The sequence below is a fragment of the Micrococcus lylae NBRC 15355 genome (genome assembly GCF_001570885.1).
Taxonomy (GTDB): Bacteria; Actinomycetota; Actinomycetes; order Actinomycetales; family Micrococcaceae; genus Micrococcus; species Micrococcus lylae.
Genome location: NZ_BCSN01000010.1, coordinates 1 through 15153 on the forward strand (window position 1 = coordinate 1; position 15153 = coordinate 15153).

17 protein-coding genes are annotated in these 15153 nt (G+C 69.7%); 11 read left to right on the forward strand and 6 right to left on the reverse strand.

Features of this window, described 5'->3' with window-relative positions:
* Window positions 1-803, reverse strand: an 803-nt coding sequence (galE, locus tag MLY01S_RS03595; RefSeq protein WP_067189414.1) for a UDP-glucose 4-epimerase GalE, incomplete at its 3' end; no start/stop codon positions are given.
* Window positions 804-867: 64 nt separating this feature from the next.
* Here galE and MLY01S_RS03600 point away from each other — a divergent pair.
* Together MLY01S_RS03600 and MLY01S_RS03605 are read left to right on the forward strand one after the other, a co-directional pair.
* On the forward strand, window positions 868-1011 hold the full coding sequence (locus tag MLY01S_RS03600; protein WP_067189397.1) for a ribbon-helix-helix domain-containing protein: 144 nt from the start codon (window positions 868-870) through the stop codon (window positions 1009-1011).
* Entirely contained in the window at window positions 1008-1580 is a 573-nt protein-coding gene (locus MLY01S_RS03605; RefSeq protein ID WP_067189399.1) for a hypothetical protein, read from the forward strand. The genes MLY01S_RS03600 and MLY01S_RS03605 overlap by 4 nt, the downstream gene beginning before the upstream one ends.
* Before the next feature lie 168 nt (window positions 1581-1748).
* On the opposite strand, the gene MLY01S_RS03610 is transcribed toward MLY01S_RS03605, so the two are convergent.
* Complete coding sequence (locus MLY01S_RS03610; RefSeq protein ID WP_067189401.1) at window positions 1749-2633, reverse strand: trypsin-like serine protease; 885 nt, start codon at window positions 2631-2633, stop codon at window positions 1749-1751.
* Window positions 2614-3501, reverse strand: a complete 888-nt coding sequence (locus MLY01S_RS03615) for a DUF418 domain-containing protein (protein ID WP_067189415.1) — start codon at window positions 3499-3501, stop codon at window positions 2614-2616. The genes MLY01S_RS03610 and MLY01S_RS03615 overlap by 20 nt, the downstream gene beginning before the upstream one ends.
* Before the next feature lie 94 nt (window positions 3502-3595).
* Between MLY01S_RS03615 and MLY01S_RS03620 the strand changes: the two genes are divergently transcribed.
* Window positions 3596-4264 (forward strand): response regulator transcription factor, encoded by a 669-nt coding sequence (locus MLY01S_RS03620; RefSeq protein ID WP_067189416.1) that lies wholly within the window; start codon window positions 3596-3598, stop codon window positions 4262-4264.
* The gene (locus MLY01S_RS03625; protein ID WP_067189403.1) at window positions 4261-5322 is read left to right on the forward strand and encodes a HAMP domain-containing sensor histidine kinase; all 1062 of its coding nucleotides are present in this window, start codon (window positions 4261-4263) and stop codon (window positions 5320-5322) included. Before MLY01S_RS03620 ends, MLY01S_RS03625 begins: the two co-directional genes overlap by 4 nt.
* Before the next feature lie 316 nt (window positions 5323-5638).
* Here MLY01S_RS03625 and MLY01S_RS12005 read toward each other — a convergent pair whose 3' ends face one another.
* Genes MLY01S_RS12005 through ychF form a run of 3 tightly spaced genes read right to left on the reverse strand, consistent with a single transcriptional unit; the run spans window position 5639 to window position 7428 of the window.
* Window positions 5639-6043 (reverse strand): type II toxin-antitoxin system VapC family toxin, encoded by a 405-nt coding sequence (locus MLY01S_RS12005; protein ID WP_082739628.1) that lies wholly within the window; start codon window positions 6041-6043, stop codon window positions 5639-5641.
* Window positions 6040-6321 carry a type II toxin-antitoxin system Phd/YefM family antitoxin gene (locus tag MLY01S_RS12010; protein WP_082739630.1) on the reverse strand — a complete coding sequence of 94 codons (282 nt, stop codon included), beginning with the start codon at window positions 6319-6321 and terminating at the stop codon, window positions 6040-6042. Before MLY01S_RS12010 ends, MLY01S_RS12005 begins: the two co-directional genes overlap by 4 nt.
* A gap of 21 nt (window positions 6322-6342) precedes the next feature.
* Window positions 6343-7428 (reverse strand): redox-regulated ATPase YchF, encoded by a 1086-nt coding sequence (gene ychF / locus MLY01S_RS03630; RefSeq protein ID WP_067189405.1) that lies wholly within the window; start codon window positions 7426-7428, stop codon window positions 6343-6345.
* Between the two features lie 45 nt (window positions 7429-7473).
* Between ychF and MLY01S_RS03635 the strand changes: the two genes are divergently transcribed.
* The 7 genes from MLY01S_RS03635 to MLY01S_RS03665 all read left to right on the forward strand — a co-directional run bounded on the left by MLY01S_RS03635 (window position 7474) and on the right by MLY01S_RS03665 (window position 15039).
* Window positions 7474-7977, forward strand: coding sequence for a hypothetical protein (locus MLY01S_RS03635; protein ID WP_245232086.1), 504 nt, complete (start codon window positions 7474-7476; stop codon window positions 7975-7977).
* Between the two features lie 110 nt (window positions 7978-8087).
* Entirely contained in the window at window positions 8088-9056 is a 969-nt protein-coding gene (locus MLY01S_RS03640) for an ABC transporter ATP-binding protein (protein ID WP_082739632.1), read from the forward strand.
* Between the two features lie 32 nt (window positions 9057-9088).
* Window positions 9089-9904 (forward strand): ABC transporter permease, encoded by an 816-nt coding sequence (locus tag MLY01S_RS03645; protein WP_245232087.1) that lies wholly within the window; start codon window positions 9089-9091, stop codon window positions 9902-9904.
* The gene (locus tag MLY01S_RS03650) at window positions 9901-11100 is read left to right on the forward strand and encodes a histidine kinase (RefSeq protein WP_067189407.1); all 1200 of its coding nucleotides are present in this window, start codon (window positions 9901-9903) and stop codon (window positions 11098-11100) included. The genes MLY01S_RS03645 and MLY01S_RS03650 overlap by 4 nt, the downstream gene beginning before the upstream one ends.
* Window positions 11097-11717 (forward strand): response regulator transcription factor, encoded by a 621-nt coding sequence (locus MLY01S_RS03655; protein ID WP_067189409.1) that lies wholly within the window; start codon window positions 11097-11099, stop codon window positions 11715-11717. The genes MLY01S_RS03650 and MLY01S_RS03655 overlap by 4 nt, the downstream gene beginning before the upstream one ends.
* Window positions 11718-11928: 211 nt before the next feature.
* On the forward strand, window positions 11929-13185 hold the full coding sequence (locus tag MLY01S_RS03660) for a DNA recombination protein RmuC (protein WP_067189410.1): 1257 nt from the start codon (window positions 11929-11931) through the stop codon (window positions 13183-13185).
* A gap of 156 nt (window positions 13186-13341) precedes the next feature.
* A complete protein-coding gene (locus MLY01S_RS03665) occupies window positions 13342-15039 on the forward strand; it encodes an SLC13 family permease (RefSeq protein ID WP_067189412.1) in 1698 nt (565 codons plus the stop codon).
* The last annotated feature ends 114 nt before the right edge of the window (window positions 15040-15153 follow it).

A 15153-nucleotide genomic window follows, 5' to 3' on the forward strand; every position in this document is an offset into this window, starting at 1 on the left:
TTCCAGACTCGCACCCCGACCTCTTCCCCGGGCCTGGCCACCATCCATTCAAGGGTGGCCACGTGGGCCTCGGCCAGGTCCATGACGTGGATGAAGTCCCGCACGGCGCTGCCGTCACGCGTGGCGAAATCGGCGCCGAAGACGTTCAGTTTCTCGTATCGCCCGCCGGCGACTCGCGCCACGAACGGCATCAGGTTGGCGGGAACGCCCTGCGGGTCCTCCCCGAGACGACCGGAGGGATGCGCGCCGACGGGGTTGAAGTAGCGCAGCACAGCCACCCCCATACGACGCTCCGCCTCGTGCATGTCCCGGAGCACCTGCTCCGCCATGAGCTTGGAGTGCCCATAGGGCGTGACCGGCGCGACAGCGGCATCCTCCCCCACCGGCACCGGCGCTTCATCCCCGTACACCGTGGCGGAGGACGAGAAGAGGAAGGCGCGGACACCAGCGGCATTAGCGACCTGGGCGACGGCGGCGGTACCGGCAACGTTCACCATGTAATACGACGCTGGATCGGCAAGTGACTCCGTAGGCGATTTCAGTCCGGCGAAGTGGACGACGGCATCCGGGCCGAATTCCAGCACGGCCTCCCTGTAGGACACGGGCTCACGTACGTCGGCTCTGTGAAACCTGAGGCGCGGTCCTCCGAACGTCACACCAGCCAGCTCCGCCACTCGCTCCAGGGGAACAATCGTGCTCGAAACCGGGCTGTCGAGCACGAGGACATCGTGACCGGCGTCGAGCAGGACACTGACGGTGTGGGAGCCAAGGAATCCGGCGCCACCGGTGACAAGTACGCGCATGGGGCAGATTCTATCGACTGGCCTGCGCACCCACCCCATCACCTAGAGTGCTAGCATCCTACCCATGACCGAGAAGTCCCAGTTCAACGTCTATCTGCCGCGCGAGCTCGTCACCCGGGTGAAGCACCGCGCCGTGGATGAGAACACCAGCCTGTCCGCGCTCGTCGAGAAGGCGCTGACCCAGTACCTGGAGAAGGAGCAGTCATGATCGTGCACCCCGTCATCACCACCCCGAACCCGGAGCGGTGGATCGCCCTGCTGAAGGCGCTCGGCGCCTCGGTGTCCACGCACGACGACGGCACTCACCTGGCCGAGTTCGCCGGCGGTCGGCTCTCGGTCGCCTCCGGAGACTCCCCCGGCGTGGAGTTCGGCCTCGAGGAGGTCCGAGGCGAGCTGCCGGTGAAGAGCGGCGCCGTGCAGGTGGCCCCACTGCTGTGCACGCCGCAAGTCGAGAAGACCGCACAGATACTCGCGGGCCAGGGGCTGCAGAGGCGGCTCACCTCGGACAGCGGCGACTGGGCGGACCTGGTCGGCGACGGGATCGTGGGCGTCCACATCGGCCGAGAGGAGTCCACGGTGATGGCCTTTGAGGCCGCGGATGTGGGGTCCTTGAAGGAGCCGCTGGAGGGGGCCGGGTTCCGTGTGGCCCTGGTGGATGAGGCCTACGGCCGGACCCTGCGCGTGGAACACCCCGACGATCCCCGCCAGGAGGCTGAGATCTGGATCAACGAGACCCAGACCGACACCTACGGGTACACGCGACACGAGGAGGACTGAGCCGGCGATCCGCGACAGACCGTGAAGACCCACCTCCTTCCCGGCGAACGCCATCACCGGTGGCGCACAACGGCCGGCCCCGGAAGCGCTCCGGGGCCGGCCTGATCGTCCAACGACGGGCCTCCTTCGGCCCGGCCCCCACGTACCCAACCTCCGTGGTCAGAGCAGCTAGGCGGCGCGGCGGCGCAGCAGCAACCACACCCCGGCTGCTGCCAGGACGACCACGCCCGCACCAATGCCCACGGTGCCCCAGATCCCCGCAGAGCCTTCGGAGGGCGCCTCGGCCGCAGCATCGCCTTGTTCGGATGCCTCCCCGGTCTCCGTCGCATCAGTTCCGCCAATAACCCCGCGGATCCAGTCAAACTGATCGGCCACCGGCGCCACTGCGACAGCGGCATTGGAGGTCATCTCCTCCTCGGTCGGATTGTCCGGGTCTTCGAAGAGCCCGGCGGACATGATGGCGGCGACCTTGCCGTCGGCAAAGATCGCACCCCCGGAATCGCCCGGCTGAATGCGTGCGCCGCCCTTCAGTGCGACCTCAAGGGCCTTGGGTGCATCGAAGAGTGCAAGCGGCGACTCCCCACGGATCTCGGCACGGGCAGAGGGCAGCTTGGTGGAGCCACCCGAACCGTCGGAGGACCAGCCGTAAATATTCACATCCCCGGTGGGCACCTCGTCTGCCACCTCGGCGAATTGCTCCAGGGCCATCTCCTGCTCGGTGTGCAGCAGGGCGATATCCCCACGAGGGGCGATCTCGTGGCGATCGACCTGGTACACCTGCTGCTGATCCCCCTGGCCGATGCGCACGGAGCCCCCTGGCTTGGCCGCGGCATCAACGCAGTGGCGGGCGGTGATCACCCAGTGGGGATCAATCGCGGTTCCGGTGCACACTCCGTCATCCGGGTCGGAGTCATCGACACGCACGGAGACAACCGGCTTGGCTTCCTCGGTGTCCTCCGCGAAGGTTGTGCTCTGCAGTGCATAAGCAGGCCCAGCGCTGAGCGTGACTGCTGCGATCACTCCGGCGACGGAGCTAACGGCGAACTTCTTCATTCTCTTCCTTTCCAACGACCGCGATGATGCGGCGAAGCAGCGTTTCGACGGGGCCACGCGCAAACACCGCAAGCCAGACAAAAGAGATGACGATGGCGCCGGCCAGGCTGACCCAGATGCCGAACCATGTCGGCGCGAGCCAATCGGCTGTGAGCACATGGAGGCAGTACACGGTCAGTGGCATGCGACCCAGTGGCGCGAGCCAGCCGAACCAGCGCTGCAGCAGGCAGCACAGCGAGCACATACCCACCGACGCCCCGATGCTGCCCACGACATCGCCAAGGCCTCCGGTGTGGCCGTTGGCGTCAAAGAACCCCGGCAGCTGGATGTACCAGCGCAACGCAAGATTCACGACGAATAACCCCATCCCGACCACGAAGCCGAGAACGAGGCGCCTGGGGGCGACCATGTGCCTTTGGAACAGCATTCCGGCGACCATCAGCGTCGCCCACATCACTGGCGAGTAAGGCCAGAACGCGGCAATCAGCACCACTGATCCGGAGGCCAGCACCGCCGAGCCGAAGGCCAGGACACAGGCCAGCCACAGGAGCACCGGCGAGCTCCAGCGCGGTGCCCAGGCGAGCAACGCCATGCAGAGTCCGATGGTGCCGAGCACCACAAACACTTGCCCGGCGAACGGGGCGAGTGCGAAGTGCATGCCGATCAGGCACAGCCCGCGCACGATGAACTGGGCGGGGCGCGCCCGCATGTAGCCCATCGACACCCCGGAGATGAATGCGAAGAGCGCGGCCGGGAAGCCGTAGAGCACCTGTACGGCCAAGCCGTCAAGGAAGGTCAGGTGCGCGGTCATCATGCCGACGAGCGCCACGGCCCGCGCAACGTCGACACCAACGTTTCGGTTCTGCACGGCCAGGACGCTACGCACCCCGATGTTGCGAGAGCGTAAACGTACGAAGAGCCGTCGTCGCGACAGGCAGGCAGTTACGCTCGATGCCATGACGATCCGTGTTCTCGTCGTCGATGACGAAAGCTACCTGGCCGATGCCATCTGCACCGCGCTGAACGGCGCGAACATGGAAGCTGACGCGGCCTATGACGGTGCGGCTGCGCGCTCGCTCATCAACGAGATCCGCCCCGATGTCCTCGTGCTGGACCGGGACCTGCCGGGCATCCACGGCGACGACATCTGCCGCTGGGTCGTCGATACCCACCCGGCCACGAGGGTGATCATGTTGACCGCCTCGGGGACGCTCGACGACCGGCTGACGGGCTTCGACCTCGGCGCGGACGACTACCTTCCCAAGCCTTTCGAGCTCCCGGAGCTGATCGCGCGGGTTGCCGCGCTGGCCAAGCGCAACCTGCCGGTGCGCGGCGAGATCTACCGCTGCGGCAACGTACGACTGGACACCTCCCGCCGGGAGGTCACCCGAGGCGGTGCACACGTTTCACTCAGCCCGAAGGAGTTCGCGGTACTGGAAGTGCTCATGGGGGCAGCCGGCGCGGTGATCTCCACGGAGGACCTGCTCGCGGAGGCCTGGGATGAGAACGCCGACCCCTTCACGAACTCCCCGCGCGTGACGGTCTCACACCTGCGCAAGAAGCTGGGCGAACCGCGCATCGTGCACACCGTGGCAGGCTCTGGTTACTACGTGGCAGAGGTGCCGCGGTGAAACTGAGTCTGCGCGCGCGCATCACGGTGATGTTCGTGGCCACCACCCTGGGCGTGGGCCTGGCGCTGATCGGGCTGGTGTACGCCTATTTGAAGCTCACCCCGGTGCCGTTTCTGGCCCAGATCCCCACCCCGGATGACGGCCTGGTGATTGACGGGGCAGTGCCGATCACCGATGAGATTCTGCGCCGCGTGCTGCTGGCTTCCGCGGCTGCTCTGGCGCTGCTGACCGCAGTCGCCGGACTGATCGGTTGGTTCGTGGCCGGTCTGGTGATCAAACCGCTGCGGGAGATCGCACACGACGCTGCGACCGTGACCCGCGGTGACCTGAGCGCTCGGATCAGCCACGAGGGGCCCGCGGATGAGGTGGGTGAACTGGCGGCTGCGCTCAATGCGATGCTCGACGAGCTGGCGGATGCCCTCGAGCGGCAACGCCGTTTCGCGTCGAATGCCTCTCACGAGCTGAAGACGCCGATCGCGACGATTCAGACGATGGCAGATGTGGCGCTGGCCGGCGGCGACGACGTGCCGCTGCGGGAGACCTTGGGCCGGATTCGCGAGGTGAACGCGCGGGCCGCGGAGACCATAACCGCGTTGCTGCAGCTGGCGAACGTGGACGTCCGCGACAGACAGGAGATGAATTTGGCTGCGCTGTGCCGTGACATCACGCGCGGGCAGGGCGTGCCGGTGGCAGCCGAGCCGGTCACGGTCACTGCCTCCCCGGCCCTGGTGCGCCAGGCGGTGGAGAATTTGGTGCGCAATGGGATCACCCACGGTGAGGACGCGTCGTTGACCCTGACCAAGGTGGGCCAGCATGCGGAGATCGTCGTGGAATCCGGTGGCCCTGCCTTGGACACGGCCGAGATCCGTACCTGGGTCGAGCCTTTCGCCCGGTCCCAGCGGACCGCAGGTGCCGGCCACGGTCTGGGTCTGGCACTCGTCGACGCCATTGCGAAGGCCCACGGCGGTTCGTTGGAGCTCACGCCGCGCGATGGAGGTGGGCTCGCGGCGACGCTACGCCTACCTGCTTGGACGAGCTGTGACGCGGCGCACTTCTGACCCCTTACTCGTCTCCCTCGTCGAAAATCAGCTCGATCGGCTCCGTCTCCCGCAGTTCGTGGCCCCAGACGTCGAAGCCGTCATCGCCACATCAGAAGAATACGTCGAAATCTTGCGCTTCTATCGACACATTGGCCGTGTCAAGGTTAGGCGGCAGGCTTTGTCAAACGCCAGACCGCAGTGCACTGGCCCAGCAATATCCGAAGATGCAGTCGCATGTCCAGTGGCCGCACTGCCCCGAGGAATGCCGCATCTGCCTGCGGATAGTTCGCCGCAACGAATGAACGCGCGCGGACCACGAATCCGTTCACTCGGATCACCCAACGGCACCCGGGGAGATGACACCGAGCCCAGCCGTCTCCGCCGCTTCCCCAAGCCGACGGTCATAGGTCAAGACAGCATCAGCATCAAGGCGAATGGCAGCCTCCAGATGCAAGGCATCGAGAGCACGCAGATACTGCATCGGCAGGAAGCCTGCGGATCGATACGTTGCACGGTCGAGAGCCGCCAACGACACGCCCTCCAAGAGTGCGCTCACTTTCGACTGGCCCCGACCTTCCCGGACAGCCATGCGACGCAGTTCGGTCTCCAGAAGATCACTCGAGACAAGGCGCGCATCCTCGCGATCAAGCCAGTTCACTAGCTCTTGAGTCTCGGGCTGAGCAACAAGCAGTGCGCCGAGCGCGGACGTATCGACATACACCAGCGGAGCGGTACTCACACCCGATCGCCCCGCAGATCGTCGAGGATTCGGTTCATCGGCCGATCGCGGTCAGTCGGCTGAGGCTTCAGATCGGACCAACCACCGACTCGCTTGGCCGGTCGCGAGATGCGTAGCGCGGACGACGGGGCATCGAGCGGAACGATGCGCCCGACGGGGATACCGCGATTGGTCAGCACAAACGAATGCCCCTCGCTCACCTCACGCAGCACGCGCCCAGATTCGTTGCGCAACTCGCGCTGCGAGAGGCTCTCGCTGTGCGCTTCAGCCGTACTCATGCACCGATCGTAGCACCCGTGCTACACGTTGAACCGGAACTCCACCACGTCCCCATCCCGCATGACGTACTCCTTCCCCTCCATACGGACCTTGCCGGCAGCCTTCGCCTCCGCCATAGACCCCGCAGCGATCAGATCGTCGAAGCTCACGATCTCTGCCTTGATGAAGCCGCGCTGGAAGTCGGTGTGGATCACGCCGGCGGCCTCCGGAGCGGTCGCACCGACGGGGATGGTCCAGGCGCGCGTCTCCTTCGGCCCCGCGGTCAGGTAGGTCTGCAGGCCGAGGGTGGAGAAGCCCACGCGGGCCAGCTGGTCCAGGCCGGACTCCTCCTGTCCTGCCATCTCCAGCATCTCGGCGGCCTCCTCGGCGGAGAGGTCCACGAGCTCGGACTCGAGCTTGGCGTCCAGGAACACGGCCTGCGCCGGGGCCACGAGCTCCCGCAGCTCGGCCTGCCTGGCCTCGTCCCCCAGCACACCCTCGTCCGAGTTGAACACGTAGATGAAGGGCTTGGCGGTGAGCAGGTTGAGCTCGCGCAGGTGCTCCAGCTCCAGCCCGTCCTTCGTCACGCCGGTGAAGATGGTGTCCCCGCGCTCGAGGACGGCCTGGGCGGCCTTCAGCGCGTCCAGCTCGGCCTGGGTGCGCTTCTTGCCCTTGACCTCCTTCTCGATGCGCGGGATCGCCTTCTCCACAGTCTGCAGGTCCGCGATGATCAGCTCGGTGTTGATGGTCTCCATGTCCGAGGCCGGGTTCACCGTGCCGTCCACGTGCACCACGTCGCCGTCCTCGAAGGCGCGCACCACCTGGGCGATCGCGTGGGCCTCACGGATGTTCGCCAGGAACTGGTTGCCCAGCCCCTCGCCCTCGGAGGCGCCCTTCACGATGCCCGCGATGTCCACGAAGGACACCGTGGCCGGCAGGATCCGCTCGGAGCCGAAGATCTCGGCCAGCTGCGGCAGGCGCTCGTCCGGCAGGTTCACCACGCCCACGTTCGGCTCGATCGTCGCGAACGGGTAGTTCGCCGCGAGGACGCTCTGGCGGGTGAGTGCGTTGAACAGGGTCGACTTGCCCACATTGGGCAGTCCCACGAATCCGATAGTCAGTGCCACGGTGGACCATCCTACCGGCGCGCCGGGACGGGTAGCGTGGTCCCTGTGAACCCGAGCACCTCCCCCACCGGCAGCCCGCTTCCCGACGACGGCACCCCGCCTTCCGACGGCACCCCGCCCTCCGAGGGCGTCCCGGCCGAGCAGGTGGTCGGCTTCTCCGCCGCGATGGCCCCGCTCATCGACCTGGCCGTGGAGCACGGCCTGGACCTGCTGGGCCGGGGACAGGACCTGCAGCCCACCGTCCTGGCCGTCACCGCGGAGGGCATGCGCGGCATGTGGACCGAGCCGGACCTGACGCCGGAGGACGCCGCAGGGTTCGTCGGACGGATCGAACCGCGTCCGGCACGCGCAGTGGCCGTCTTCGACGGCGGTGTCCAGACGGACGAAGGCCTCACGCCCGCCTACTTCGTGGAGTCGTTCGAGGCCGGGCAGGACGTGTCCGTGCGGCTGGTGGTCCCGCATGACGTGGGGCACGCCGAGGAGGGGATCGCACCGAAGGCCCTGGGCGAGCCGACTCTGGTGGCCAACGGGCCGAACCCGCTCGCGTGAGCCGCCGCCCGCCGGGCACCCATGACAGCCGGGCACCCATGACATCCGTCATGTCCACCTGCTGACACCCAGCAGTTCTCCTGGCACCCCTGGTGAATCAGGCTGGTGCCATGAGCAGCACACAGCAGACCACACAGCAGACCTCAGCCCCCGAGACCTCCGCCCCTGACACCGCAGGCTCCGATCTCGCCGTCTCCGCTGCGAACGTGCAGAAGCACTTCGGGAAGGTCCGCGCCGTGGACGGCGTCGACCTCACCGTCCCGCGCGGCGAGGTGATGGCCCTGCTCGGCCCGAACGGCGCCGGCAAGACCACCTTCCTGGACATGGTCCTGGGCTTCACCCGCCCGTCCTCCGGCGCCCTCGAGGTGTTCGGTGGCAGCCCGCGCCGTGCCGTCGCCGACGGCCGGGTCGGCGCCGTCCTCCAGACCGGAGCCCTCCTCGAGGACCTCACCGTCGCACAGACCCTGCGCTACGTCGCCGGCTGCCACCGCCGCCACCTCCCGGTCACGGACGTGATCGAGCGTGCCCAGCTCGGCCCGCTCGCCTCCCGCCCGGTGAAGAAGTGCTCCGGCGGCGAGAAACAGCGCCTGCGCTTCGGCCTCGCCCTGCTCACCGACCCGGAGCTGCTCGTCCTGGACGAGCCCACCGCCGGGATGGACGTCGGCGCCCGGGCCGAGTTCTGGGACGCCATGCACGCCGAGGCGGACCGTGGCCGCACAGTCGTCTTCGCCACCCACTACCTGCAGGAGGCCGCCGACTTCGCCGACCGCATCGTCCTGATGCGTCAGGGGCGCATCCACACCTCCGGCACCGTCCACGAGCTGACGGAGGGCGCGCCGCGCACCGTCTCCTGCCGGTGGGCCGGCTCCGGCTCCCCCGCCGAGGTCGCCGCCCGCCTGGGCATCGCCCTTCCCGACGACGGCCCCGCCGCTTCCGGTGACCGCGTCGCCTTCTCCGTCATCGACGGCCCGGAGGCCTCCGACCGCCTCGTCGCCGCCCTGCTCACCGAGGGCCTCGGCCACGACGTCGAGGTCGAGCGCGCCACCCTCGACCGCGTCTTCCTGGACCTCACCGCCTGAATCCGCCCGCACCGCACGGAAAGGATCTCCCCATGACCGCCGCCACCCGCTCCGACGCCGCCCTGTCCTCACCCCGCGGACCAGGCGCCCGCCTGGCCTCCTTCGTCGGCCACGACCTGATCCGCCAGCTGAAGTTGGTTGAGTCCGTCTTCTTCATCGCCGTGCTTCCCACGGCCCTGTTCCTCATGTTCGGCGCGCTGGCCGAATGGGGGGACGCACAGGTCGGCAACGGCAACATGGTCGCCCACACGATGCTCTCGATGGCCCTGTACGGTGCCGTCACCGCCACCACCGCCATCGCCGGCTCGGCCGCAGTGGAACGCCAGCTCGGCTGGGGCCGCCAGCTGTCCCTGACGGCCCTGTCCGGCACCGCCTACATGCTCGGCAAGGCGATCGTCGCCGTCTGCGTCGCCGTGCTACCGGTGGCGCTGATCTACGCCGTCGGCGCCGCCACCGGCGCGGAGCTGGACGGGGCCTGGCGCTGGGCCGCCTCCGCCGGCCTGACCCTGCTGGCCGCCGTGCCGTTCGCCTTCTACGGCCTCGCCGCGGCCCTGCTGTTCCGCTCCGAAGCCGCCGTGGGCGCCGCCTCCGGCATGCTCGTGGTGTTCAGCTTCCTGGGCAACCTGTTCATGCCGCTCAACGGCCTGTTGCTGGACATCGGCCGCTTCACCCCGCTCTACGGCCCCGGCGTCCTGGCCCGGTGGCCCATGATGGAGGGCAAGGTCGTCGCCACAGACGGCAGCGTCACCACGGACCCCCTGTGGGCCGCCGTGCTCAGCGTCACGGTCTGGACGCTCGTCTTCCTGGGGATCTGCCTGCTCGCGAACCGACGGAGAACCTCTCGATGAACACCGGCCATCCCGGCCCGGCGGACACCGCGGACGCTGTGCCCCGCTCCCGCGTCCTGCCGCGCGAGGAGTGGGGTGCCGTCCTCGGCTTCGCCGGCGTCTGGCTCGTCTTCCTGCTCATGGCGGTCGCCTCGGTGACGGTCGCGCGGATCCAGGCCGGGGACGCCGCCGGCGCCGCGGTCGCCGTCGGCTCCGGTGTCCTGTTCACCGCGGTGTACCTCGTCTCGTTCATCGTCCCGGACCCCGTCCCGTCCTGGCCCCGTCCGGCGAACACCGGCCTCTACACCCTGGCGCTCGTGCTCGTCACCGCCCTGTTCGCCACCACCGCCGGCTCGGCCGCGATCAACGTGGTCCCCTACTTCGCGGCCGTCTGGGTGTTCTCGCAGCGCCGCCGCACCGCACTGACGGCCGTCGCCGTCATCGCCGCGATCGGCGTCGTCCTGGCCCTGACCATCACCGACGGTGAGCCGCAGATCTGGCTCACCGGCTCCATCCTGGTGGCCACCGCCGTGATCGTGGCGGTGCGCCTGGCCTCGGACAGCGAGGATGCCATGACGGCCGTCCGCCACGAACTGGACCTGTCCCGCCAGCGGGAAGAGCTCGCCCGGGACGTCCACGACGTCCTCGGCCACTCCCTCACCGCCGTCCATGTGAAGGCCCAGCTGGTCACCCGCCTGATCGACGTGGACCCGGCCCGGGCCAAGGCGGAGGCCGAGCAGATCGTCACGCTGACCCGCTCGGCGATCGGCGAGGTCCGCTCCACCGTGGACGGGCTGTCCGCCCCACAGCTGGCCACCGAGCTCGCCGGCGCCCGCCGCGTGCTCTCGGACGCGGGCATCCGCGCGGAGGTCCCCGGCATCGAAGCCGTCGCGCAGGTGCCCGCACAGGCCGCCGAACTGTTCGCCTGGACCCTGCGCGAGGCCGTCACCAACGCGGTCCGCCACTCCGGCGCCGCGCGCGTGCGCATCACCCTCGCCGCCGACCGTCTGACGGTGGTGGACGACGGCGTCGGACCGGACGGCCCCGTCCCGGTGAGCGGCCCCGGTGAGGCGAGCGAGCCGTCGTCGTCACGCCGCCGCGGCACCGGCCTGGCCGGGCTGCGGGCCCGGGCCCGGGCCGCCGGAGGCACACTGGAGGTGCGCCCGGAGCATCTGGGCACCGAGCGTCCCGGCACCCGAGTGGAGGTCACGCTGTGAACACCGACGCCCCGCTGCGCCTGCTGCTGGCGGACGACCAGTCCCTGGTCCGCGCCGGCCTCGCCGCGCTGCTGGACCTGGAGCCGGACATGGAGGTCGTCGCCCAGACCGACTCCGGCGCCGCGGTGGTGGACCTGGCCCGCGAACACGCAGCGGACGTGGCCCTGCTGGACGTCGAGATGCCGGGCGTGGACGGGATCGAGGCCGCCGCGGCGCTGAAGGCGTCCGGGCTCGCCTGCCGGGCGCTGATCGTCACCACGTTCGGCCGCCCCGGCTACCTCTCCCGCGCCCTGGAGGCCGGCGCGGACGGGTTCGTGGTGAAGGACGTGCCGGCAGAGGAGCTCGCCGACGCCGTCCGCCGCGTGTCCCGGGGGCAGCGCGTGGTGGACCCCTCGCTGGCGGCCGAGACCCTCTCCCTGGGCGGCAGCCCCCTCACCGGCCGCGAGCGGGACGTGCTCCGCGCCGCCCTGGACGGCTCGCCGGTGCGGGAGATCGCCGCCACCCTGCACCTGTCCCCCGGCACCGTGCGCAACCACCTCTCCAGCGCCATCGGCAAGACGCACACCTCCACCCGCGCCGAGGCCGCCGCCGTGGCACGAGACCGCGGCTGGCTCTGAGGTCCCGGGCCCGGGCCCGAAGGGGCGCGGAGGCCCGGGACCGGAGGGGCGCGGCGGCCGGGGGACGGAAGCCGGAGGGGCGCGGCGGCCCGAGGCCGGAGGGTCGCGGCGGCCCGGGGCCCGCTGCGCCGCCCGGGGCCCGAAGGGGCGCGGCGGCCCTGACCGGCGACGACGGCCTACCCTGTCCGCCACGGGTGGCACCCTGGGATGCATGGACGTCTTCTCCCTGATCCTGGGCCTCGGCCTGGGCCTGGTACTCGGCGCCGGGCTGGCCGCCTGGCTGCTCTCCTCCCGTGCCCGCCTGCGTGAGGAGGAGTTGCGCCGTCGCTCCGAGCGCGCCGCGGACGAGGCCGCGCAGGCCCGCGAACGGCTCGCCCGCGCGGAGACGTCCGTACGGATGCTCGAGCAGGGCCGGCAGGAACAGGAGGACGCCCGCCGGCGGGACGCGGACGTGCTCAAGGCCCTGGCGCCGATGGGCGAGCGCATGCGCCACCTCCAGGAACAGGTGGCCGTGCTGGAACGGGACCGCGTGGACCAGTTCGCCGCACTCGGGGAGCAGCTGCGCCAGGCGGCGCGGACGGACTCGGCGCTGATGCACCGGACCACCGAGCTGCTCTCCACCCTGCGGTCCACCACCGCACGCGGCCACTGGGGCGAGGTGCAGCTGCGCCGCGTGGTGGAGGCCGCGGGGATGGTGGCGCACACGGACTTCTCCGAGCAGGTCACGCTCTCAGGCGCCGACGGGCAGCGACTGCGCCCGGACCTGCTGGTGCACCTGCCCGGCGGAAAGGCCCTGGCCGTGGACGCCAAGGCCCCTGCCGCAGACGGCGTGGCCGCCCAGCACCTGGCGGACGAACACGACGACCAGGCCCGCGAACGCCGGGAACAGCTGCGAGCCAGCCACGCCGCGGCCGTGCGCCGCCACGTGGACGCGCTCGCCCAGAAGTCCTACTGGTCAGGGCTGGACGAGAGCCCGGAGCTGGTCCTGTGCTTCCTCCCTTCAGAGTCCCTGCTGGCCACCGCACTCGAGGAGGACCCCGGCCTGCTGGACCACGCCTTCTCCCGCGGGGTGGCCCTCGTGGCTCCGGTGTCCCTGCTGACGGCCCTGAAGTCCGTGGCGCACGCCTGGCGGCAGGAGCGCATCGCCGAGGACGCGCACGAGGTGGTGGCCGCCGCCCGGCAGCTCTACGACCGTCTCGGCACCCTCGCCGGCCACCTGACGAAACTGGGCTCCTCCCTCGGCAAGTCCGTGGAGCACTACAACCGCCTGCTCGGCACCCTGGAGAGCCGGGTGCTGCCGTCCGCACGGCGGATCCAGGAGCTGGACCCGCAGCTGGAGCCCCCGCTCTCCGGCGCCGCGCCGGTGGAACAGCTGCCCCGCCCGCTCTCCGCGCCCGAGCTCACCGCGCAGCAGGGCGAGCTCTGGCCGGACGGCACTGAGGGCCAGGAGTCCGACGGGCGGCGCTGACCCGCACGGGCTGGACAGGCAGGACCGAAACGCGTGACACAGAGCACATTCCCGGCTGTCGCGCTGTTACCTTGTGGGCAGGAACGTCACAGGAGGACCACATGCCCTCCGCCGACACCGCCAGGGCACCCCGCCTGACTGCACAAAGGAGTGGCCATGTCATCCTCGTCGCCACGGTCCACCGTCCACGGTGACCACCTCAAGAAATACGATCCCCATACCAGGGCCAAGGACTTCGCCCAGGAGCTCTCGCCCGGCATGCGCGCCGAGGCCGTCCCCGGGGGCACCGTCCGCAACCGCATCATCGGCCTCCTGCTCGGCCCCGCCCTCGGCCTGCTGCTCTTCTTCCTCATGCCGGCGGACATCGGCGTGTGGCCGCGCCTGATCGCCGGCACCGCCGTGCTCATGGCGATCTGGTGGATGACCGAGGCCATCCCGATCCCGGCCACCTCGCTGCTGCCGCTGGTGCTCTTCCCCGTGTTCGTCCCCGCCGCGGAGACCCCGGAGGGCGAAGGAGTGTCCGTCTCCGCCGTCGGTGCCTCCTACGGCGCGGACACGATCTTCCTCTTCATGGGCGGCTTCATGCTGGCCCTGGCCATGCAGCGCTGGAACCTGCACCGCCGCATCGCGCTCTCCGTGCTCGCCACCATGGGCTCGAAGACCGCGAACCTCATCGCCGGCTTCATGATCGCCACCGGCTTCCTCTCCATGTGGGTGTCCAACACCGCCACCGCCGTGATGATGCTCCCCATCGGCATCTCCGTGCTCATGCTGGTGCAGCGGTACGCCACCGGCGCCGAGGCCGAGGCCGTCGAGGCGGACCTCTCCGACGAGGAGCTCGAACAGGACCCGGCCGAGATGGACGACCAGCAGCTCCAGAAGCTGACCAAGTCCAACTTCGGCACCGCCCTGATGCTCGGCATCGCCTACGCCGCGTCCATCGGCTCCCTCGGCACGCTGATCGGCACCCCGCCGAACACCCTGCTCGCCGGCTTCATGCGCGAGACCCACGATGTGAACATCGGCTTCGCCCAGTGGATGCTCGTCGGCATGCCGGTGGCGATCCTGCTCATGGTCGCCTGCTGGTTCGTGCTCACCAAGCTCCTCTTCCGGCCGGAGATCGATCAGATCGAGGGAGGACAGGACCTCATCCGGGAGGAGAAGGCCAAGCTCGGCCCCATGTCCTCCGGCGAAAGGCGCGTGCTTGCCCTGTTCGTCCTCGCCGCCCTGGCCTGGGTGGCCGTGCCGCTGGTGTCCGAGTACGTCCTGGGCCTGGACTCCGCCCCGATCGCAGACGCCGGCATCGCCATCGCCGTCGGCATCCTGCTCTTCCTGCTGCCCGCCGGCGGCGACGCCCAGCGCGGCGTGCGCCTGCTGGACTGGGAGTCCGCCATCCAGCTGCCGTGGGGCGTGCTGCTCCTCTTCGGCGGCGGTCTGGCCCTGTCCAAGCAGTTCAGCGACTCCGGCCTGTCCGAGTGGATCGGCGAACAGGTGGCCGGCCTCGGCGACATCCCGGTGATCGTCCTGGTGGCCGTCGCGGCCGTCGGCATCCTGCTCCTGACCGAGATGACCTCGAACACCGCCACCGCCGCGACGTTCCTCCCGGTCGCCTCCGGCGTGGCCATGGGCACCGGCATCGACCCGCTGATGCTGTGCGCCCCGGTGGCCCTCGCCGCCACCTGCGCGTTCATGCTCCCGGTCGCCACCCCGCCGAACGCCATCGCCTTCGGCTCCGGCTACGTGACCGTGGGCCAGATGGTGAAGGGCGGCGTCTGGATCAACCTGATCGCGACCGTGCTCATCATCGCCGCCTCCATGACCCTGCTCGTCTGGGTCTTCGGCCTCACCTACTGACGCCACCGTGCCCCGGGGCGGCGCTCCCCGGGGCACGAACGCGCCGGCGCCGAACTTACGAACCAGAAGAAACGGCGGCGCCGAACCAGAAGAACTGGCCACTTCACACCACGG

Excerpts from the sequence above, each read along its gene's own strand:
- MLY01S_RS03600 (WP_067189397.1), top strand. The coding sequence starts at position 868 with ATGACCGAGAAGTCCCAGTTCAACGTCTATCTGCCGCGCGAGCTCGTC.
- MLY01S_RS03605 (WP_067189399.1), top strand. The coding sequence starts at position 1,008 with ATGATCGTGCACCCCGTCATCACCACCCCGAACCCGGAGCGGTGGATC.
- MLY01S_RS03610 (WP_067189401.1), bottom strand. The coding sequence starts at position 2,633 with ATGAAGAAGTTCGCCGTTAGCTCCGTCGCCGGAGTGATCGCAGCAGTC.
- MLY01S_RS12010 (WP_082739630.1), bottom strand. The coding sequence starts at position 6,321 with ATGAGTACGGCTGAAGCGCACAGCGAGAGCCTCTCGCAGCGCGAGTTG.
- MLY01S_RS03640 (WP_082739632.1), top strand. The coding sequence starts at position 8,088 with ATGAGCAGCACACAGCAGACCACACAGCAGACCTCAGCCCCCGAGACC.
- MLY01S_RS03645 (WP_245232087.1), top strand. The coding sequence starts at position 9,089 with ATGACCGCCGCCACCCGCTCCGACGCCGCCCTGTCCTCACCCCGCGGA.
- MLY01S_RS03650 (WP_067189407.1), top strand. The coding sequence starts at position 9,901 with ATGAACACCGGCCATCCCGGCCCGGCGGACACCGCGGACGCTGTGCCC.
- MLY01S_RS03660 (WP_067189410.1), top strand. The coding sequence starts at position 11,929 with ATGGACGTCTTCTCCCTGATCCTGGGCCTCGGCCTGGGCCTGGTACTC.
- MLY01S_RS03665 (WP_067189412.1), top strand. The coding sequence starts at position 13,342 with ATGTCATCCTCGTCGCCACGGTCCACCGTCCACGGTGACCACCTCAAG.